The following is a 23,608-nucleotide window of genomic DNA, read 5'->3' on the forward strand; positions in this document are numbered from 1 at the left end:
CCTCCGGTGGGCCGGCCGTGTTCGTGGCTTCCCGGGGGGCTTGCACCGGGGCCGCTGTTCCCTCCGAGGACGGTTTCGGGATGCCGGTCGTGGAGGCCGGGGGCACGTCCCTGGGCGCGTCGTGCGGAGTGGTGTCGGCATAGCGCACCAGTCGGTGGTGCCAGCCGGGCTCTTGCTGTCCCACGAACCAGACCGGCTGCCGCGCGGCCGGCGATGCCACCGTGCTCGGCACGGACGCTGGCCCTGGCTCCGAAGGGGATGGTGCCCTGCCGGAGCGGTGCTCGGAAGACGCTCTCACCGTCGAGTCTTCCGGCTCGGAGGCGAACGCGGCCCTGCCAGAGGCCGGGGCGGAAGAAGCTTTCTGCTCCAGCGCGGACACGAGGCGACGGGACAGTGCCTCTACCGTCGGGGCCTCGAAGAGCGTGCGCAGCGGCAGCTCCTTGCCGAACTGCGCACGGACCCGTGCGGCCACCTGGGTCGCGAGCAGCGAATGGCCGCCCAGTTCGAAGAAGCTGTCCTGGACACCGACACGTTCGACGCCGAGCACCTCCGCGAAGATCGCCGCCAGCGTGCGCTCGGTGTCATCTCGCGGGGCGATGGACTCACCCTTCACGGAGGTGGGTGCATCGGGCGTGGGCAGGGCCTTGCGGTCCACCTTGCCGCTGGACGTGAGGGGCAGTGCCTCCAGGGTGACAAGCGCGGAGGGCACCATGTATTCGGGCAGCCGCGCGTGCAGGAACGCACGCAGGGCCGCGGTGTCGGGCGCGGCACCTTCGGCCGTGACATACGCGACCAGGCGCGGCGCTCCCGCGGAATCCTGGCGCACGACGGCCACGGCCTCGCGGACTCCTGGCCAGGCCTGGAGCGCGGCCTCGATGTCCCCCAGTTCGATGCGGAAGCCGCGCAGCTTCACCTGGAAGTCGGCGCGGCCCAGGTACTCCAGCGTGCCGTCGGTGCGCCACCGGGCGATGTCGCCGGTGCGGTAGAGCCGGGCTCCGGGCGTGCCACCGTGGGCGTCGGGGACGAAGCGCTCGGCGGTGAGGGTGGGTCGGCGCCAGTAACCCCGGCCCACCTGTACGCCTCCGATGAACAGCTCGCCCGGGATGCCTACGGGCACCGGTTGGTTCCTCCGGTCCAGGACGTACAGCCGCGTGTTGGCCACGGGCCGCCCGATGGGCACGACGCGCAGGGCGTCATCGCGCGGGCACTCCCAGGACGTCACGTCCACCGCGGCCTCGGTGGGGCCGTAGAGGTTGTGCAGCGTGGCGTGGGGCAGGCGGGCCTGCGCCTTGTGCACCAGGTCCGCGGGCAGGGCTTCGCCGCTGCACATCACCTGCCGCAGCCGGGTCAGGTGCTCCAGTCCGGGCTCCTCCACGAAGGCCCGCAGCATGGACGGCACGAAGTGCGCCGTCGTCACGCCCTCCCGGGCCATCAACGTGGTGAGGTAGTCCGGTTCCTGATGGCCTCCGGGCCGCGCGAGCACGAGCTTCGCCCCCGTCATCAACGGCCAGAAGAACTCCCAGACCGACACGTCGAAGCTGAAGGGCGTCTTCTGCAACACCGTGTCTTCGGTCGTCAGGCCGTACCGCGACTGCATCCAGCGCAGGCGGTTGACGATCCCCGCGTGCGCGTTCATCGCGCCCTTGGGACGTCCCGTGCTGCCGGAGGTGAAGATGACGTACGCGAGCGCATCCTCGCCAGCCAATGCCCGTGGACGGCTGATGGGCTGCCGCGCGATGGCGTCCCACTCCGTGTCCAGCGCGATGACGTGCGCCGCGTGTGCAGGCAGTGCGTTCCGGAAACGCTCCTGGATGAGGAGGACCGGCGCGGCGGTGTCCTCCAGCATCCCGATGAGTCGTTCTGTCGGAGTGGACGGGTCGAGAGGGACGTAGGCGGCGCCAGACTTCAGGACGCCGAGGAGGGCGACGACCATCTCCAGGGAGCGTTCCAGGCACACGCCTACCAGGGTCTCCGGACCCACGCCCCGGATCCGCAGGTGGTGCGCGAGCTGGTTGGCGCGCGCATCGAGCTGGCCATACGTGAGCTGCTGTCCCTCGAATTGGAGCGCGATGGCGTCCGGGGTGCGTTCGGCCTGGGCTTCGAAGAGTTGGTGGAGGCTTGAGCCGCGCGGGAACTCCACCTGTGTGTCATTCCATCCGCGCAGCACCTGTTCACGCGCTTGCGTGGAGAGCAGCGGCAGGTCCGCGACCGGTGCATCCGGAGCGGCGGTGACGGCCTTCGCCAGCGCCGTCAGGTGTTCCGCCATCCGCGCCAGCGTCGCTTCATCGAAGAGGGCCGTGGCGTACTCCAGACGGCAGAGCAGCCCGTCGCGCTGTTCCCGGACCTCCAGCGTCAGGTCGAACTTGGACGTCGTCACCGGCACGTCCACGTCACCAATCCGCAGGCCCTGACCGTCCGTCGTCTGGGCCTCCGGTACGTTGATGACGTTGAGGATCGCCTGGAAGACCGGCGTGCGGCTCAGGTCGCGCGGCGCCTGGAGCACGTCCACCAGTCGCTCGAAGGGCATGTCCTGCCGTGCGTAGGCGCCCAGGGCCTGGTGCTTCACGCGGGCAATCAGCTCCCGGAAGTTCGGCGCGCCATCGAGCTTCGCGCGCAGGGCGAGCGTGTTGACGAAGCAGCCCAGCAGGCCCTCCACCTCCGGACGCGTGCGGCCGGCGATGGGGGTGCCCACCGCGAAGTCCTCCTGACCGGAGTAGCGAGAGAGCAGCGCCTGGAAGAGCGCCATCAGCACCATGAAGGACGTGGCGCCTTCGCGGCGGCCCACGGCGAGCAGGGGCTCCGACACTTCGCGCGGCAGATGGAAGCGGTGGGCCGCGCCCGCGTAGGACTGCATGGCGGGACGGGGAAGGTCGGTGGGCAGCTCCAACGGTGGAGCCCCCTGGAGCAGGTCCTTCCACCAGCGCGCCTGTTCCTCCAGCACCGGGCCTGTCAGCCACGCGCGCTGCCAGACGGCATAGTCGGCGTATTGCACCGGCAGCGGCGGAAGGACGGACGGCACGCCCGCGCTGGCGCAGGTGTAGAGGACCGGCAGCTCGCGTCCCAGGACCAGGGTGCACCAGGCGTCGGAGACGACGTGGTGCAGGAGCAGGTGGAGGACGTGCGCGTCGGGGCCCAACCGCAGCAGGAGGGCGCGGGCGACGGGGCCCGTGTCCAGGTGGAAGGGCGTCGCGGTGTACGCCTGGCAGCGACGAAGCATGGCGGCTTCGCGCGCTTCAGCCGTGTCCCCGGGGACGTCTTCCCGGTCCATCGGCAGCATGCCGGTGGGGTGGATGTGCTGCACGGGATGCGTGCTCGTGAGGGCGTACGTGGTGCGCAGGACTTCGTGGCGCTCCACCAGCGCATCGAGCGCCGTCTGGAGCGCCCGAGCATCCAGCGGCCCCGTGAGCCGGAAGATGATCGCGTTGTTGTAGGCGGTGCTGTCCGGCTCCAGTTGCTGGAGGTACCACAGGCGTTGCTGGGCGAAGGACAACGGCAACGGCCCGCCGCGCGGTGCACCCGGAATCGCCTGATGGGCTCCGGACTCCGCTGTCGCATTGGCCCCGGAGGCAGGCCGCGTGTCGGCGGAGCCGCTGTTGGACGCGGGGCGCAGCGCGGGGAGCTTGAAGGTGGGCAGGGACACGGGCTCGACGTGCCCGTCCGCGCGAAGGCGCACGGGACGGCCGGTGCGGTAGAGGCGCGCGGAGGTTCGCAGCGGGTGCGGCACCCATTGCCGTGACGCGCCCTCCGGGGCCTTCCAGAGGGACGCGGGAAGGCCCGGACCGGCGAGGGCCAGCTCTCCCACGACCCCCGCGGGCACGGGCACACCCGCCGAATCGAGCACCCAGACCTGGAGGTCCGCGGGCAGCTTCTCACCGGCGGCCCGGGGCAGCAGACCGCCTTCGCCAGCTTCACCCGCGAGCAGCACGGTGCCGCCTGAAGCGCGGTGGAGCGCGGAGGCCAGCTCTTTCGAAGCACCCTCCAACATCCACGCGGACACCGGGGCCAGGGCCTCGTGCGCGCCGGGAAGCTCCGCCAGCGAGCGGGCCAGCCGCGCGGTGGTGTTCACCAGCACCGCGCCGGACTGACGGGCCAGGGTGAGCAGTTCCCCGACGCCCGTCTCCCGGTCGCCTCTCAAGCGCGACTGCCTGGTGACTTCGTCGGCTACCAGGAGTTCGCGCAGCGTGGCCAGCCGGCGAAGGCCCTGAAGGACGACGGGCGTCTCCAATCCGAAGTCGATGAGGCACGTCACCTCATCCACATCCGAGGCGCGCACGGCGCGCAGCCGTTCAAGGCCGCTGTCCACCGTGCCGATGAGGCCGGTGCCCTTCGCGTGGTGCTCGAAGGTGTGCTCCAGCAGCGCGTCGATGTCCTCCTTGGAGATCTTGTTGAGTTCGCCCTGATGCCCCTGGGCCGCGAGCAGCGACGCGGTGATGTCCGCGGAGCTTCGGAAGTAGGCCAGCAGCGGCTTGCGCACCTGGCGCAGGACCTCGGCTTCGTCGTCACCGAGGAACGTGTGCAGCATGCACGTGATGTGGCCCCGGCCGGGATGGCCGTTGCGGCGCCACGCCTCGCGGTAGAGGGCCACCTTCGGCTTCAGCTCCTCCAGCGAGTGGGCGAAGAGGCCGGTGAGGACGCCTGCGCCCAGCTCACCCGCGAGGCGGAAGGTCTCCGGGTTCGCGGTGGCGGTGAGCCACACGGGCAGCTCCTTCTGCACCGGCTTCGGACGCAGGCCCACCTCCACGGTGACGCCATTGCCGCCCGGCCGTCGCTGCCGCTCGCCGCGCCAGAGGGAGCGCAGGGTCTCCAGGTGGCGCAGGAGGATGTTGCGCCGGTCGGCGTAGTTCTGGGGCGCGAAGGTGAAGTCCTGGACGTGCCAGCCGGTGGCCACGGACACGTCGACGCGACCCTGCGACAGGTTGTCCACGACGGACCACTGCTCCGCGACGAGCAGCGGATCATGCAGGGGCAGCACCACGCTGCCAGAGCGCAGGCGCAGCGTGTGCGTGACGGCGGCGAGCGCGGCGGAGACGACGGCGGGCTGCGGGTAGAGGCCGCCGAAGGAGTGGAAGTGACGCTCCGGCGTCCACACGGCGGAGAAGCCATTCGCATCCGCGAACTTCGCGCCCTCCATCAACAGCTCGTACTTGGGCCCGGTGAGCGAGTCCTCGTCGTTGGCGAAGTAGGAGAGGCTGAACTGCAACGGAGCGGCACCTTCGCTGCCTTGCGCGAGGCGCGAGGTGACGGTCTCGGAAGGGAAGACGATGCGCAGCCCGCGAGACAGGGCCCAGAGGGCTTCGAGTTCGGGCTTCTCGGGAGCGGGCTCGGAGGCGGCAAGCCAGGTGGTGCCCGGTTCCGGGCGAAGCCGCGCATCGAGGCCGGCGAAGAAGTCCGCGAGCGAAGCGTGCTTCAGCGCCCACGCGGGCTGGCCCATGCCCATGGGCAGCAACCACGCCAGCGAGTCCGGGGTCGGCGGGGGCCCACCGTCCATCGTTACCAGAGAGGCGACGTCCAGCACCTCTTCGACGTGGAGGACCCGCGAAGCATCCAGCGGGCAGGATGTGACCAGGCCCCGCCACGTGACGAGCCGGGGCACGGTCCCATCTTCCAAGGCATAGGCCGACAGCGAGTCCAGGTCCGTGGGGCCGAGCGCAACCGGAGCACCACCGGCTTCGAGCACGCCCCACAGCGCGGCCAGCTTCTCCGGCGAGGCACGCAGGCAGACCGCCACGGGCTCTCCCGGTGAAAGGCCCAGCTCCCGCAGCCGCGTGGCGAGCCGATGCGCACGGTTCGCCAGCTCCGTCCACGTCCAGGTCCGTTCACCCTGGCTCAGGGCCACGGTGTCCGGCAGGCGCCGTGCTTGTTCACGCAGGAGTTCAGGCAGCGTCGGTGCCTGCGCGGTGGCGAGGGGTTGGGGCCACGCACGGCGCTCCTGCTCCGTGGCCAGCGGCAGGCGGGACAGGGGCGTCTCTGGCCGGGCCAGCGCCGCGCCGAGCAGCACCTGGAGGTGCTCCAGCATGCGCCAGGCGGTGGAGGCGTCGAACAGCTCTGTCGCGTACTCCAGCGCGCCGTGCACGCGCCCGGGCTCCTCGGTGAGGATGAGCGTCAGGTCGGACAGCGTGGCGCCCCATTGCACGGGCGTGCCCGGCACTTCGATGAGCGTGCCCTTGGCCCCGACGGCCGCCAGCGCGTCGCCGCCCATGTCCAGGTTCGAGTGGTAGACGAAGACCGTGTCCGCCATGCGGTCCCGGCCGATGTCCTTGCCGGGAACGAGCTGTTCGACGAGCAGCTCGAAGGGAACGTCCGGGCGCGACTGCACGTCGGTGACTTCGCGCCGCACGCGGTGCAGCAGCTCACGGAAGCTCGGGTCGTCTCCGACATGGGTGCGGAAGGTGGCCGAGTGCGCCACGTAGCCGATGAGGGGCAGCAGCTCCGGCCGCGTGCGGTTGCCGATGGGCGTGCCGACGATGAGGTCCGCCTGGCCGGTGTACCGATGCAGGAGCGCGTTCCACGCGGCGAGCACCGTCATGTACGACGTGAAGCCCTCGCGCCTGCCGAAGGCGACCAGGGCGTCGGAGAGCTCGGGCGGGAAGTCCAACACCCTGCGTTCGGAGGTGAGCGGGCAGTTCGCGGGCCGGGGTCGGTCGGTGGGAATGCCCAACTGGCGCGGCATGCCGGCCAGTCGCTGGCGCCACCACTGCTCCTGTTCAGGGAAGCGCGATTCGGCCAGCGACTGCCGCTGCCATGCCCCGAAGTCCGCGTACTGCACGGGCAGCGGCGGAAGCGGGGAGGGCTGGCCCTGGACGAAGGCGGCGTAGAGCTGCCCGACCTCCTGGAGGAAGAGGAAGATGGAGAGCGTGTCGCAGACGATGTGGTGGATGGCGCAGACCAGCAGGTGCAGATCCGCGCGCAGGCGCACGAGCGTGGTGCGAAGGACGGGGCCATGCACCAGGTCGAAGGGCCGAGCGGCGTCCTCGCGGGCGAACTGGAGGGCGGCCTCCTCGCGCTGTTCGGGCGTGCCCTCCACCGTCACGACGGGAAGCGGGATGCGCACGTGGGGGTGGAAGCGCTGCACGGGCCTGCCGTCCACGGCGTCGTAGGTGGTGCGCAGGGCTTCGTGACGTTGGACGACTTCCTGGATGGCGCGCTCCAGGGTGGCGACGTCGGCGGGACCTTCCAGGCGCAGGACGAAGGGAATCGTGTAGGCGGACAGGCCGGGCAGGTACTGCTCCAGGCGCCAGACGCGCTCCTGGACGAAGGCGAGCGGCAGGGGCTGGGTGCGCGGACGGGGCACGAGCGGCAGCTCGCGCGTGGGCTCCACGACGGGAGCGTGGAGGAGCAGGGGCTCGATGCGCGAGGCGAGGCCCGCGACGGTGGGCGCTTCGAAGAGCGCGGCCAGCGGCACCTGGACGTGGAAGGTGTCGCGGAGCTGGTTGAGCAACTGCGCGGCCATGAGGGAGTTGCCGCCCAGCTCCAGGAAGTTGTCGTCGCGGCCGACGAAGTCCATGCCCAGACGCTCACGCCAGAGGGTGGCGATCCGGAGTTCGACCTCTCCGCGCGGAGCGTCCTCACGGCCCGCGGGCAGCGCGCCCTGAGCCGTGGTCGAAACGTTCCCTGAGGCAGGGCTCGCCGGAGCCTGCGGCGATGCGGCCGGTGCCGTCAGGTGCGTGCCCGGAGGCTGTGCTACCTCAGGCGGACGTCCAGGATGCTCCGCGACCGAAGGCGCACCGTCCTGCACGCGAGGCTCCACCCAGCAGCGCTTGCGCAGGAATGCATAGGTGGGCAGGTGCACCCGGCGCCGCTGCTCATGGGCATAGAAGGCGTCCCAGTCCACCTCCAGGCCCGCCGTCCACAGTTCGCCCACGCACTGGAGGAGGCCCGACTGCTCCGTCGTCGTCCCGCCCCTTCTCAGCGAAGCGAGCGCCTTCACCCGTTCCCTGTCCTCGCCAAGGCAGGCGCGCATCAGCGGGGTGAGGTCCTGTCCGGGCCCCACCTCCAGCAGCACGCTGCACCCTTCTTCCAGGAGCGAGCCCACCGCGTCGGTGAAGCGCACGGGCTGACGCATCTTCGTGGCCCAGTAGTCGGGTGAAGCCAGCTCGCCCGGCCGCGCGATGGCGCCGGTGAGGCTGGAGACGTAGCGCACGGAAGGCTCCTGGCGCTGGAGCGTGGCCACCACGCGCGCCAGTTCTCCCATGAGGGGCTCCACGTCCGCGGAGTGGAAGGCATGCGGAGAGGGCATGCGCACCGCGCCGGCCTTGCGCTGCTGCAACAGGGACTGGAAGCGCTCCACCTCTTCCACGGGTCCGGAGACGACGCACCGGTCCGGGGCGTTGCTCGCGGCGAGCGTCAGTCGCCCGGACAGCAGGGGCTGGACGTCCGTCGCCGGCAGGGCCACGCCGAGCATCGCACCCGGAGGCAGTCGGTGCATCAGCTCGCCTCGCACCACGGCCAGTCGCAGTGCTTCTGGCAGGGAGAGGACCCCCGCGACACACGCGGCGGCGTACTCGCCGAAGCTGTGACCGAGCACGGCGTGGGGGACGATGCCCCAGTCCTGCCACAGCCGCGCCAGCGCCACCTGCACCGTGAAGAGCGCGGGCAGGGCGACGCGGGTGTCCGCGAGCGCGGAGGAATCTTCGGCCTCCCGCCCCGGACGCAGCAGCGCTGTCACCCGTGCACGCAGCGGTTCGTCCAGCAGCGCGAGGCACGTGTCGACGTGAGCGCGGAAGGACGGCAGGGATTCGGACAGCTCCCGTCCCATGCCCCATTGCTGGCTGCCTTGTCCGGAGAAGACGAAGGCCACCCGCTTGCGACGGGCCGCCTCCACGTCCTTCACGCGCACCGGAGTGACCGACTTGCGCAGTTGCTTCGCCAGGTCCTCCGCGTCGCGTGCCACCACCGTGCGCCGGTACTCGAAGGCCCTTCGTCCGACGGCCTGGGTGTACGCCGCGTCCGCGAGCGCCATCTCCGCGCCGGGCGTCCGCACGGAGAAGCGCGACGACAACGCCTCCAGGGCCTCGGGAGAACGGGCGGACAGCACATGCAACGCGAGCTGCTTCGCCACCATCTCCAACGACTCGGGCGAGCGCGCCGACAGCACCTGCTGTGCAAGCTTCAGCGAAGCCGCCTCCAACGCTTCGGGAGCCCGGTTCGCGAGCACATGCGAGGCGAGCTTCAGCGCTGCTTCCCCCAGGGCCTCCGGTGAACGCGCCGACAGCACGAAGAGCTGGTGCGAGCGCGAAGTGGGGCCCACGGCCGCCACCGGCGCTTCCTCCAGCACCGCGTGCGCGTTCGTCCCGCCCACACCAAACGAGCTGACCGCCGCGCGCCGGGGCGTCTCACCCCGAGGCCAGGGCCGCAATCGGGTGTTGACGAAGAACGGCCCCGCGTCGAAGTCGATCCGCGGGTTCGGGTTCTCGAAGTGGAGGCTGGGAGGAATCTCCCCCTCGCGCAGCGACAGCGCGACCTTGATGAGGCCCGCGATGCCCGCCACCGTGTCCAGGTGGCCCACGTTCGTCTTCAGTGAGGCGAGCGCGATGGTGCCCTGATGGTCGGGCCCCAGGCCGTAGGCGCGCGTCAGGGCCGCCACTTCAATCGGATCGCCCAGCGGCGTCGCCGTGCCGTGCGTCTCCACGTACCCGATGTCCCGGGGCGTCACGCCCGAGCGCTTCAGCGCCTGGGTGATGACGGCCGCCTGTCCCTGCACGCTGGGCGCGGTGAAGCCGGACTTGTTGCGCCCGTCGTTGTTGACGGCAGTGGCGCGGATGACAGCGTGGATGGGGTCGCCGTCGCGCACGGCATCTTCCAGGCGCTTGAGCACCACGGCGGCCACGCCACTGCCAGAGACGGTGCCCTGGCCCTTCGCATCGAAGGCTCGGCAGTGGCCGTCCGGGGAGTAGATCATCCCTTCCTGGTGCACGTAGCCGGTGCGCTGTGGCACCGACAGCCGCGTCGCCCCCGCGAGCGCCACGTCGGACAGGCCCGTCAGCAGGTTCTGACAGGCGACGTGCACCGCCACGAGCCCCGTGGAGCAGGCGGTGTACAAGAGCATGCTCTCGCCGGTGAGCCCCAGCTTGTAGGACACCTTCGTCGCGAGGCTCTGGTACGTCGCGGTCCCGAACAGCTCGAAGTAGGCCGCCGAGTCCAACGGCATGTGCTGCTGCACTTCGCTCGCGTAGCCGGACTCGTTCGCTCCGGCGAACAGGGAGATGACGCCCGGGAAGCGCGAGGGGTCGATGCCCGCGTCCTCCAACGCGGCCCAGGCACACTGGAGGAACAGTCGCTGCTGCGGGTCGGTCCACTGCGCCTCTCGCAGGGACATGTCGAAGAAGGAAGGATCGAACTGGTCGATGTCCGTGAGCACGCCCTGTGCCGGGACGAAGCCTGGGTGCTGCCACAACTCGATGCCTGGGGGCAGGCCGGGCTGGTGCTCCAGTTCCTCGGGTTGGAAGCGGGAGATGGACTCCACGCCCTCGCGCAGGTTCTTCCAGAACTCCTCCACCGACGCAGCGCCCGGGAACCGCCCGGACATGCCGACGATGGCGATGGCGCCCGAAGGCAGCGCGGGCGTTGGAGCCTTCTCCGGCGATGGCGCGGATGCACCCGTCGCGGTGGTCGGCGTGGCCAGGGGCTGGGACGCGGGGAGCGTCCCGAGCGTCGGCGGTGACGCGCCCATGTCTTGCGCGCCCGCGCTCATCGGACGCGGAGTCGGCTTCTCCACCGGAGGCGTGATGGCCTTCGCGTCCTCCCGCTCCAGGCGCTGGGCGAGCGCATGGACGGTGGGATGTTCGAAGAGCCAGACGACGGGCACATCGCGCTGGAGCGTTTCACGCAGCCGGTGGGCGACGCGCACCACGGTGAGCGACGTGCCGCCCAGGTCCTCAAAAAAATGGTCGTGGACGCCGACGCGGCGGGCTTCCAGCTCCCGGGCCCAGACGGAGGAGAGCTGATCCTCCAGCGGGTTTCCGGGCTCCACGAAGCGGCCCTTGCGCGCGGTGGACGCAGCGTCGGGTTCCGGAAGGGCGTTCCGGTCCAGCTTTCCGTTGGGGGTCAGGGGCAGGGCGGGCAGCGTGACGAACGCGGTCGGCACCATGTACTCGGGCAGCCGCTGCCGCAGGTGTTCGCGCAGGGCCTGGACCTCCAGCACCCCGGGGACCGTGGGCACCACATAGGCCACGAGCCGCTTGTCGCCCGGGACATCCTCGCGCACGAGCACGGCGGCATCCGCGAGGGCAGGGCGCCAACCCTTGAGCGCGGCTTCGACCTCCGACAGTTCGATGCGATGGCCGCGCACCTTCACCTGCGTGTCGATGCGGCCCAGGAAGTCCAGGCTCCCGTCCGCGCGCCAGCGCACCAGATCGCCCGTGCGGTACACGCGCTCTCCGGGCGAACTCGCGAACGGATCCGGCAGGAAGCGCTCCGCCGTCAGCTCCGGGCGGGAGAGGTAGCCCCGCGCGAGCCCGTCACCGCCGATGAGCAACTCACCCGGAACGCCCACGGGCACGGGCCGGAGCGAGCCGTCCACCACGTACACCCGCGTGTTCGCCAGGGGCGGCCCGATGGGGATCAGGTCGCCTCGCGCGGCCTGGGGGCTGTCCATGCGCAGGCAGCAGGTGAAGACGGTGGCCTCGGTGGGGCCGTAGCCGTTGACCACCGGCAGGCCCAGCGTCTCCACCACGCGGCGCGTATGCGTGGGGGACAGGACATCCCCTCCCACGAATAGCTGCCGCAGCCCGCGCAACACCTCCAGCTTCACGTCCACCACCTGCGCGAACAGGCCCGCGGACAGATAGAGCGACGTGACGCCATGACGTCGCAGCACTTGCCCCAGCAGCTCCACGTCGGTGGGCGGCACGGGTGGGAAGACGACGAGCCGTCCCCCGGACAGGAGCGGACCCCAGATCTCCAGCGTGGAGGCGTCGAAGGACAGCGGCGCGATGAGCAGGAAGGTCTCGTCCGGCGTGAAGCTCGCCCACGACGCACCGTGCAGCAGGCGCAGCACGCCCCGGTGCTCCACGGCGACGCCCTTGGGGCGGCCGGTGCTGCCGGAGGTGAAGTCCACGTACGCGAGGTTGCGCGCGGAGATCGCCACCTCCGGAGCGGTGGTGGGCTGTCCCTCCAGGGACTGTTCCTCCACGAAGAGGCACGGCACCGCGTCCGGAATGGACAACGTGGAGCGCAGCGAACGCGTGGTGACGAGCAGCAGGGGCGGCGCGTCCTCCACCATGAGCGACAGCCGCCGCGCTGGATACGCCGCGTCCAGCGGCACGTACGCGCCTCCGGCCTTGAGGATGGCCAGCAGCGTGACGATGAGCTCCACGGTGCGCTCCAGGCACACGGCCACGAGCGCATCCGGCCCCACCCCCAGCGAGCGCAGCACATGACCCAGCGCATTGGCGCGCGCATCGAGCTGTGCATACGTCAGGCGCGTGTCGCCGAACTCCAGCGCGATGGACTCCGGGCGTCGCGCGACCTGCCGCGCGAAGTGCTCGGCGAGGTTCGACTCGCGCGGGTAGTCCACGACGGTGGCATTCCACGTCGTGACCACCTGCCGGCGCTCCTCGGGCGTGAGCCACTCCATGCGGGACAGCGTCACGTCCGGAGCGGCGACGACCGCGTCCAGCAACGTGTGCAGGTGTCCGGCGAATCGCTCCAGGGTGGAGCGCTCGAAGAGGTCGGTGTTGTACTCAAGGACGCCGTGCAGGCCGTCCGGTGCCTCGTGGAGCAGCAGGCCCAGGTCGAAGCGCGCCGTGGCATTGTCCACCGCCACCGGGCGCAGCGTGAGGCCCGGCGCCTTCAGTTCGCCGGTGGGCGCGTTCTGGAGCGCGAAGACGGCCTGCACCAGCGGAGTGCGGCTCAGGTCGCGCTCCACCTGAAGCTCCTCCACCAGCTTCTCGAACGGCAGGCCGTGGTGCTCGAACGCCGCGAGCGTGGTGGCGCGGACCTGGGCGAGCAGGGTCCGGAACGTGTCCCCCGGCCGCACGCGTCCCCGCAGCACCAGCGTGTTCACGAAGAAGCCGATCAGTCCCTCCAGCTCTCCGTATTCACGGCCCGCGATGGGCGAGCCCACCAGCAGCTCCTCCTGCCGTGAGTAGCGCGACAGCAGCACCTGCCACACCGCGAGCAGCGCCATGTACGGCGTCGCGCCTTCCTTCCGGCCCAGCGCCACCAGCCGCTCGACCGCCTCCGAAGGCAGGTGCACGGGAAGGAGCGCGCCGCGCGTGGACTGGAGCGCGGGGCGGGCCTTGTCGGTGGGCAGCTCCAGCACGTGCGGAACCCCGGACAGGTGTTGCTTCCACCACGCCACCTGCTCGGCCAACACGTCCCCCTGGAGCCAGGAGCGCTGCCACACGGCGAAGTCGGCGTACTGCACCGGCAGCACGGGAAGCACGGGCGTGCGGCCCGAGGCAAAGGCCTCGTAGCCCGCCACCACCTCCCGCACCAACACACCCAGGGACCAACCGTCGGAGACGATGTGGTGCATGCACAGCAGCAGCAGGTGCGTCCCCTCATCCAGGCGCAGGAGGCGCGTGCGAAGGAGTGGTCCCTGGCCCAGGTCGAACGGCCGCGCGGCTTCCTCCACGGAAATCCGGCGGGCCTCCTCCTCACGACGTCCCACGTCCACGGCCGACAGGTCGGTGACTGGCAACTCCCACGCGGAGGCCGGATGCACTGTTTGGACGGGCTGCCCGTCCTTCATCGCGAACGTGGAGCGAAGGGCTTCGTGGCGGGCGACGACGAGCCCCAGCGCGCGTCGCAAGGCCTCGGTGTCCAACGCGCCTTCCAGCCGCAGCGCGGAGGTGACGTTGTAGTGACTGCCGCCGGGACGCAGTTGTTCCACCACCCACAGCCGCTGCTGCGCGAAGGACAGCGGCAGGTCCCGGTCCCGCGACACGGGGACGAGCGCCGGAAGCCGCGGGCCGGTGATGCGCGAGAGCAACTGAGCTTCCACCCGGTCCGTGAGTCGCGCGACGGTGGGAGCCTCGAAGAGTGCACGCAGCGGTAGCTCCACCCCGAACGTGGAGCGCAGCCGGGAGATGAGCTGCGTGGCCAGGAGCGAGTGGCCACCGATGACGAAGAAGTCATCGTGCAGTCCCACCGTCTCCAGGCGCAACAGGTCCTGGAAAAGCGCGGCGATGCGCTTCTGGAAGAACGACAGGTGCTCTGGCGCCGAGGCACCCGTGGCGACCGAGCGCGCATCCGGAGAAGGCAGCGCCTTGCGGTCCACCTTGCCCACGGGCGTGAGCGGAAGGGCGTCCAGCGACACGAAGGCGGAAGGCACCAGGGGCGCGGGCAGCCGTTCAGAGACGAAGGCGCGCAGCACCGCCGCCTCCACGGGCGCTGCCGCCACGTACCAGGCCACCAGCCGCGGATCGCCAGCGTCCAGCACTCCGGCCACCGCAGCCTTCACCGACGGGTGCTGGCGGAGGACGGCCTCCACCTCGCTCAACTCGATGCGGAAGCCGCGCAGCTTCACCTGCGTGTCGATGCGGCCCAGGAAGTCCAGCGTGCCGTCCGGCAGCCAGCGCACGCGGTCGCCGGTGCGATAGAGCCGGGCTCCGGGCACGTCACTGAAGGGCGAGGGCACGAAGCGTTCGGCGGTCAGCCCGGGGCGTCCCAGGTAGCCGCGCGCGAGGCCGTCACCGCCCAGGTACAGCTCCCCCGGGACGCCCACGGGCACGGGCTGTCCCTGGGCATCCAGGACATACGTTTGCACTCGCGTCATGGGACGCCCGATGGGCAACGACGTGGCGTGTTCCGGCAGGTCCACGAGGTCGTGCGTGGTCACGCCGACGGTCGTCTCCGTGGGGCCGTACAGGTTCACCAATCGGCCCGGAGCTCCCGCCCGGAGCACGTCGCGAGCGGCGTCCGCGTTCGCGGCCTCACCCGCGAAGAGCACCACGCGCATGGTGGCGAAGGCGTCCGGAACCTCGCGGGCCACCGTGTGGAACAGCGCCGTGGCGAACAGGGCCGTGGTGGCGCCGACCTCGCGCAGGGTCCGCGCCAGCTCCGCGGGCGACAGCGTCACCTCGCGCGGAAGGATGACCAGCCGCGCGCCATTGAGCAGCGCGCCCCAGACCTCGAAGGTGGCCAGGTCGAACGACGGCGTGCCGGCCTGCACCATGCAGTCGTCCGGTGTCAGCCGTACGGAGCTCGTCTCCCGCACCAGATGCGCGATGGACTGGTGCGTGATGCCCACGCCCTTGGGCGTGCCCGTGGAGCCCGACGTGTAGAGCACGTAGGCCAGTTGCTCCGGATCCACCGCGACATCCTCGGGCGGAAGGACCGACTGTCGTTCAAGCACCGCCGCGTCGGAGTCCAGGCACACCGTGGGCAGGGCATGGGCGGGAAGCGCACCCACGAGGGACTGCTGCGCCACCACTGCGGAGATGCCCGCGTCCTCGAACATGAACGCGAGACGGGCGCGCGGATACGCCGGATCCATGGGCACGTAGCAGCCGCCGGCCTTGAGGATGCCGAGCATCCCCACCACCAGCCCCAACCCCCGCTCCACGCACAACGCGACGCGAGCTTCCGGCCTCAGTCCCGAGGCGAGCAGGTGCCGTGCAAGCTGGTTGGCGCGGGCCTCCAGCGCCGCGCAGGTGAGCGACTGTCCATCGGCCTGCACCGCCACGGCGTCGGGTGCGCGCACGACCTGGGGCGCGAACAACGCCGGAACGGAATGGGGCGCGAGTGGCCGGTGCGTCGCGTTCCAGTCCACCAGCACGCGCTGACGCTCGGTGCCCTGCAGGAGGGGATGGCTCGACACCGGAACCTCGGGCCGGGACGTGAGCGCTCCGAGCAGCACCTGGAAGTGCGTCACCATCCGGTCGACGGTAGAGGGCTCGAAGAGGTCGGTGCTGAAGTGGAGTTCGCCGCTGAATGCGCCGTCCCGTTCCTGGAGGCTGAAGTCCAGGTCGAACTTCGCGGTGGTGATGGCCCCGCTCCGCAACTCCAGCCGCAGGCCGGGAAGCTCCAGCGTCCCTGCTGGTGCGTTCTGGAGGTTGAAGGCCACCTGGAAGAGCGGCGAACGGCTCAGGTCCCGAGCCCCCTGCATGCCCTCCACCAGCTTCTCGAAGGGTAGGTCCTGATGCGCGTATGCCGCGAGCGTCGTCGCCTTCACCTGGGCCAGAAGCGCCTGGAACGAAGCGCGCGGGTCGATGCGGGCCCTCAGCACGAGCGTGTTCACGAAGAAGCCGATGAGGCCCTCGGTCTCCGCGCGGTTGCGGTTGGCGATGGCGGAGCCCACGAGCACGTCGTCTTGTCCGGCGTAGCGCGACAGCAGCAACTGGAAGCCCGCGAGCAGCACCATGAAGGGTGTGGCGCCCTCCCGTGATGCCAGCGCCTTCACGGACGCGGACAGCTCCGGCGACAGCGTCACGGGAAGGGCCGCGCCCCGGAACGACTGCACGGCGGGTCGGGGCCTGTCGGTGGGAAGGTCCAGCGATGTGGGCGCGTCGCCAAGCTGATGACGCCACCAGTCCAGCTCCGCCTGGAGCACGTCCCCCTGCAACCACTGGCGCTGCCAGAGCGCGAAGTCGGCGTACTGGAGGGGCAGGGCGGGAAGGGTCGCCGGCTGACCGGCCGCGAAGGCGCGATACAGCGAGCCCAGCTCGCGCGCGAAGATGCCGATGGACCAACCGTCGGACACGATGTGGTGCAGCGTGAGCAGCAGCACGTGGCGTCGTGCCTCCAACCGCAGCAGCACGGCGCGCACGAGCGGACCGGTGCCCAGGTCGAAGGGCCGTGTGGCCTCCAGCTTCGAGTGCCGCTTCACTTCCGCCTCGCGACGGTCTTCCGGGACGGACTCCAGGTCGATGACGGTCAGCGCGAGCGTTCCCTCGGAGTGGATCCGCTGGACGGGCGAATCGCCTTCGGACGCGAACGTGGTGCGCAGTGCTTCGTGACGCTGGATGAGGGCCTGGAGGGATTGCTCCAGCGCGCGGACATCCAAGGTGCCGTCGAGCACGAGCAGGCCGGGCACGTTGTAGACAGCGCTCCCAGGCTGGAGCTGATCCAGGAACCAAAGGCGCTGCTGCGCGAACGACAGCGGCACCGGCCCGGTGCGAGGCGTGGCCACGAGCGCAGGGACCCGCGGCGCCGAATCCTCCCGGGCTCGCAATGCCGCGACGCGGACGGCGAGCATCTCCACCGTGGGCGCGGCGAAGAGGTCCCCCAGCGGTAGCTCCACCCCCAACGCCGAACGCAGTCGCGACACCACCTGCGTGGCCAACAACGAATGGCCGCCCAGCTCGAAGAAGTCATCGTGGATGCCCACGCGCGTCACGTGCAGCACTTCGCCAAAGAGGCCCGCCAGTCGTTCCTCGAGCGCATCGCGAGGAGCGACGAAGCGGTCCGCCGACACCAGGGCTTCGGGAGCCGGCAGGGCTGAGCGGTTCAGCTTGCCGTTGGCGTTGAGGGGCAGCGCCTCCAGCACCACGAAGGCCCCGGGGATCAGGTAGTCGGGAAGCCGCTGCTGGAGTGCGGAGCGCAGGGTTGCTGCTTCCAACGCCTCACCGACGACATAGGCCACCAGCCGCTTGTCTCCCGCGATGTCCTCGCGCACCACGGCCACGGCTTCGTGCACGCCCGGCAGGGCGCGCAGCGCTGCTTCGACTTCGCCCGGTTCGATGCGGAAGCCGCGCAGCTTCACCTGGAAGTCGGTGCGCCCCAGGAACTCCAACGTTCCATCCGGCCGCCACCGGGCCTGGTCTCCGGTGCGGTAGAGGCGCGCTCCTGGCGTGGAGCTGAACGGATGCGGAAGGAAGCGCTCGGCGGTGAGGGAGGGCTGACGCAGGTAGCCCCACGCGAGTCCTTCGCCTCCGACGTACAGTTCTCCGGGCATGCCAGGGGGCACCGGCCGCATCGTCGCGTCCAACACGTACGCGGTGGAGTGCGGCAGGGGACGGCCGATGGGCACCGAGGCACCCACCGGGTCTCCCGTGTGCATCGCGTGGGTGGTGGAGAAGGTGGTGTTCTCGGTGGGCCCGTAGCCGTTGATGAGCACGGCGCCCGGGCCGATCCGCCCCAGGTGTTCCCGCACGCGTGCGGCGGGAAGCACGTCACCGCCCGCGAGCACCTGGGGAAGGCCGGCAAGTGAATCCGGATGGTGCACCGCCATCTGTTCGAAGAGGGCCGCGGTCAGCCACAGGGTGGTGACGCGGTGGTGGACCAGGGTGTCGGCGATGCGCGCGAGGGACAGCTCTCCCGGTGGTGCGAGCACGAGCCGGGCACCGTTGAGCAGTGCGCCCCAGATTTCGAGGGTGGAGGCATCGAAGGCGGCTGGCGCGAGCTGGAGGACGACCTCGCCAGGACCGAAGCGCACGAAGTCGTTGTCCACCACCAGCCGCAGCACGGCCCGGTGCGGAACACAGACGCCCTTCGGCATGCCGGTGGAGCCGGAGGTGAAGAGGACGTAGGCGAGGCTGTCACCCACCAACCCCTGATCAGCCAACGCTGACGCCGGACGCGAAGCCAGGCGCGAGGACTCCGCGTCCAGCAACACCAGCGGCGTGAGCAGGGCCGGCAGTTCGTCCGCGAGCGATTCCAGGGTGATGACCATCGCGGCCCCGGACTGCTCCAGCAGCAGCGACCACCGTTCGGGCGGAGCGTTCAGATCGACGGGCACATAGGCGGCACCGGCCTTGAGCACGGCCAGCAACGAGACGATGAGCTCCGGCGACCGGGGCAGGAGCACCGCGACGCGGCTGCCCTCGGCGATGCCCGAAGCGCGCAGGTGGTGCGCGAGCTGATTCGCGCGAGCGTCGAGCTGGGCATACGTGATGACTTCTTCCTCGGAGACCAACGCCACGGCCTCGGGGGCCAGTGCGACCTGCCGGGCGAAGCGCGAGGGAAGGGTCTGTCCGGAGAAGTCCCGGACGACCGAGAACCCACTCCAGTCCTCCAACACCCGCCGTCGGTCCGCCTCCGCCAGCAGCGACAGGTCCTGCACCGGCGATTCAAGCTGGCCGGGAAGTGCTTCGAGCAACGTGGCGTAGTCGCGGAGCAGGCCCCGGAGGAAGGCCGCGTCGAAGAGGTCGGGATTGTAGTGGAGGCTGCCGGTGAAGCCGTCCTGCGACGGCTCCAGGATGAGGCTGAAGTCGTACTTCGAGGCCGTGAAGGGGGAGGGCACTTCGCGCAGCGTGAGCCCCGGTGCACGCCACTCCGCGGTGGGCGCGTTCTGGAGCGTGAGGGTGACCTGGAAGAAGGGCGTGTGGCGAGGGTCGCGTGCGGGCTGAAGCTCCTCCACCAGCTTCTCGAAGGGGACATCCTGGTGTTCGAAGGCGCCCAGCGTGGTGGCCCGCACCTGGGCCAGCAGCGTCCGGAACGAAGCGCGTGGGTCGATGCGGGCCCGCAGCACCAGCGTGTTCACGAAGAAGCCGATGAGCCCTTCGGCCTCCGCACGGGTGCGCCCCGCGACAGGAGCGCCCACGCTGACGTCGTCCTGTCCGGCATACCGCGACAGCAGGAGCTGGTACGCGGCCAGCAACACCATGAACGGCGTGGCGCCCTCCAGCTTCGCCACGGCGTGCACTCCGCCCGCCAGCTTCCTTGGCAGTCGCACGGAGAGTTGTTCCCCCGTGAAGGTCTGCACGGCGGGACGCGTCCGGTCGGTCGGAAGCCTCAACAACGGAGGTGCCCCGGCGAGCTGTTCCTTCCACCATGCGAGCTGCGTCGCGAGCAGCTCCCCTTGCATCCGCTGTCGCTGCCACGCGGCGAAGTCGGCGTACTGGAGAGGCAGGGGCGGCAGCGCCGGCGTCTGTCCGGAAGCCAGCGCGCTGTACAGGGCGACCAGCTCCCGCACGAGGATCCCCGTGGACCAGCCATCCGAAGCGATGTGGTGGGTGAGGACCAGCAGCACGTGCCGCCTCTCCTCCAGGCGCACCAGCACCGCGCGGAAGAGCGGGCCCCGCGCCAGGTCGAAGGGACGCCGCGCCTGCTCCGAGAAGACCTCCCGCAGTCGGGCCTCGCGTGCCTCGGGCGCGAGCGTGCTCAGGTCCACCGCTTCGAACGGGCATGCTGTGTCGGAAGCGATGCGCTGGACCGGACCGTGAGGACCGGCGGCGAACGTGGTGCGCAGGACCTCATGGCGCTGCACCAGCGCGTCCAGTGCCTGTCGCAGTGCACCGGCCTGGAGCTCCCCCTCCAGCAGGACGGAGCCGGGCAGGTTGTAGGCGACGGAGCCGGGCTGGAGCTGATCCAGGAACCACAGACGCTGCTGCGCGAACGACAGCGGCACGGCTTCATCGCGGGGGATGGCGCGCAGCGGTGGATCCTGGTCTGCGGTGGAGCGTCCCTGTCCCGCATCGACCGCCGAGGCAAGTGCTCCGAGCGTGGATGACTTGAAGACGGCGCGCAGCGGCAGCTCGAACTGGAAGGCCGCGCGGATCCGCGACAGGAGCTGCGTGGCCAGCAGGGAGTGACCGCCCAGGGCGAAGAAGTCGTCGTGCACGCCCACGCGTTCGACGCGCAGCAGCTCCGCCCAGATGGACGCCAGCCGCTCCTCGGTGGGCGAGCGGGGGGCGACATACGCCGGGGCGACGACCGTGGCGGCGTCGGGAGCGGGCAGGGCCTTGCGGTCGACCTTGCCGCTGGCGGTGAGGGGCAGGGCGTCCAGCGGGACGAAGGTCGCGGGCACCATGTACTCGGGAAGCCTCTCTACGAGGAACGTACGCAGGGACCCGGTCTCCACCGGGGCCGCGTCCGCACGGCCGACGAGGTACGCGACCAGTCGCGTGTCGCTCGCCGTGGTGCCCACGCGTGCGACGACCACGGCCTGCCGCACGGCGGGGTGCTGTTCCAGCGCGGCTTCAATCTCTCCCAGTTCGATGCGCAGCCCGCGCACCTTCACCTGGAAGTCCGTGCGGCCGAGGTACTCGACGGCGCCGTCGGGCAGCCAGCGGGCCACGTCCCCGGTGCGGTAGAGCCGGGCTCCGGGCGTGTCGCCGTAGGCATCCGGAACGAAGCGCTCCGCGGTCAGCTCCGGTCGGCCCAGATACCCCCGACCCACCTGCACGCCACCGATGAACAGCTCTCCGGGAACGCCCTGGGGCACCGGCCGCAGGGTCGCATCCAGCAACCGGAGGTACGTGTTGGCGACAGGGTGGCCGATGGGCACCGAACGTCCCAGTGCGCCGCGCACGCACTCATGCGCGGTGACTTCCACCGCTGTCTCGGTAGGGCCGTAGAGGTTGTGCAGGCGCACGGTGGGCAGCCGCTCCAGGCATCGCTCCGCCAGCTCCAGCGGCAGGGCTTCCCCGCTGCACAACACCTGGCGCAGGGAGGCACAGCGCTCCAGGCCGGGCTCCTCCAGGAACACCTGGAGCATGGACGGCACGAAGTGCGTGGTGGTGATGCGCTCCCGGGCGATGAGGTCCGCCAGATAGCCCGGCTCCTGGTGTCCTCCGGGCCGTGCCACCACCAGGCGCGCGCCTGTCATCAGGGGCCAGAAGAACTCCCAGAGCGACACATCGAAGCTGAAGGGCGTCTTCTGCAACACCGAATCATCGGGCGACAGCGGATGCGCGCCCTGCATCCACAGCAGGCGGTTGACGATGCCGGGGTGCGCGTTCATCGCGCCCTTGGGGCGTCCCGTGCTGCCGGAGGTGAAGATGACGTAGGCCAGCGCCTCCTCGGACGACACCGGGGGCAGTGTCATGGATGGCTGCCGCTCCACCTCCTCCCATTGGGAGTCCACCCGGAACACCGTCCCGTCGTGGGCCGGCAGTCGCGCCACCAGCCGTTCCTGGACCAGGAACACGGCGGGCCGCGCGTCCTCCGCCATCCACGCGAGGCGCTGGGCGGGAAGGGACGGATCGAAAGGAACGTAGACTCCTCCGGCCTTCAGCGTGGCGAGCAGGGCCACCACCAGCTCCAGCGAGCGCTCCAGCAGCAGCCCGACGCGAACCTCCGGCCCCACGCCCAGCTCGCGCAGGTGCCACGCGAGCTGGTTGGCGCGCGCATCCAGTCGCGCATAGGTCAGGGACTCGCCCTCGAAGGTGACGGCCACCGCGTCGGGCGTGCGTGCCACCTGCAACTCCACGAACTGGTGCAGCAGCAGCCCGCGGGCAAACGGCTCGCGAGGCCCGTCCCACGCATGGAGCACGCGCTGACGCTCCGCCGCGTCCAGCAAGGACAGCTCCGACAGGCGCGCTTGCGGACGGGAGACAGCGTCCTCCAGCAAGGTGCGCAGGTGGCCCAGCATCCGCGCCACCGTGGCCTCGTCGAAGAGCGCGGTGCGGTACTCGGCGGAGAGGCGCAGTCCCTCTGGCTCCTCGAAGGCGAAGAGGGTGAGGTCGAACTGGGCGAAGCCGCTGTCGACGGTCCGCGCATCGAGCGAGAGCCCGGGGAGCTGCACCGGGGGCAGGGGCGCGTCCTGCATCGCGAACATCACCTGGAAGAACGGATGGACGCCCAGGTGGCGCGGCGGCTGGAGGACCTCCACCAGTTTCTCGAAGGGCACGTCCTGGTGGGCGAAGGCCCCCAGCGCGGTGGCCTGCACGCGGGCGATGAGCGCGCGGAAGGACGGGTCGCCCTCCAGGGAGGTGCGCAGGGCGAGCGTGTTGACGAACAGCCCGATGAGCGGCTCCAGGTCGGCGCGCGAACGCCCCGCGATGGGCGTCCCCACCGTGAGCGTGTCCTGTCCGGAGTAGCGCAGCAGCAACACCTTGAAGCCCGCGAGCAGGACGGTGAAGAGCGTGGTGCCCTCCTGCTTCGCGAGGGCCGAGAGCCGCTGGAGCAGCTCCACCGGCAGCACCGCGGACACGGACGCGCCTCGGGGATCGCCCTGCGCGCCCCGGGGCCGGTCGGTGGGCAGTGACAGGACGGCCCGCGCATCCAGTTGCGTGCGCCACCAGTCGAGCTGTGCCTCCAGCGCCGGGCCTCGCAGCGTCTCGCGCTGCCACGAGGAGAAGTCCGGGTACTGCAAGGGCAGGTCGGGCAGCGTCACGGCTTCGCCCGCGACCCGTGCTCGATAGGCCGCGCCCAGTTCGTGCACGAGCACGCCCATGGACCAGCCGTCGAAGACGGCGTGGTGCAGCTTGAGCATCAGCAGGTGTTCATGGTCGGAGAGGGCGAAGAGCGCGGCGCGCAGCAGCGGCCCCTGCTCCAGTTGGAACGGCGCCCGGGCCTCTTCCCGCAGCCGGCGCCACGCCGCGTCGGCGTCTTCCACGGGCTCGACGGGAAGTGGCACGGCGAGCGAAGGCGCGACGTGTTGCCACGGACGCCCGTCCTGCTCCACGAACGTGGTGCGCAGCGCGGCGTGACGGCGCACGACTTCGTTCAGGCTCCCCGACAGCGACTCCACGTCGAGTCTTCCAGACAAGCGCACGGAGTAGACGAGGTCGAGCCCCGCTTGCCCGGGGGCCAGCCGCTCCTGGAACCACATGCGCTCCTGGGCGAAGGACGCGGGAGCGCGCTGCGCTGGACGGCGCTTCTCGCGCAACAGTTCCGCGAGCCGCGCGCGCTTCTGCTCAGGGGTGGGGGCCATGGGCTTGCGACTCCTTGGGAGGCTTCGCAGGGCACTCGGAAGCAGCGCTGCGACACGTTTCCGGGCTGCGAGGCGGCGGATAGTAGACAGCGCTTCCGACACCCGGCAGCGTTTTGCGTCCCTGCC

The 23,608-nt window shown here is 70.7% G+C and carries 1 protein-coding gene; it reads right to left on the reverse strand.

The features are described from left to right. Positions 1-23,482 (reverse strand): non-ribosomal peptide synthase/polyketide synthase (locus tag D7V88_RS04165; protein ID WP_244237973.1); only part of this gene is annotated, 23,482 nt, incomplete at its 3' end. Between the last annotated feature and the right edge of the window lie 126 nt (positions 23,483-23,608).

It is taken from the genome of Corallococcus terminator (assembly GCF_003611635.1).
Taxonomy (GTDB): Bacteria; Myxococcota; Myxococcia; order Myxococcales; family Myxococcaceae; genus Corallococcus; species Corallococcus terminator.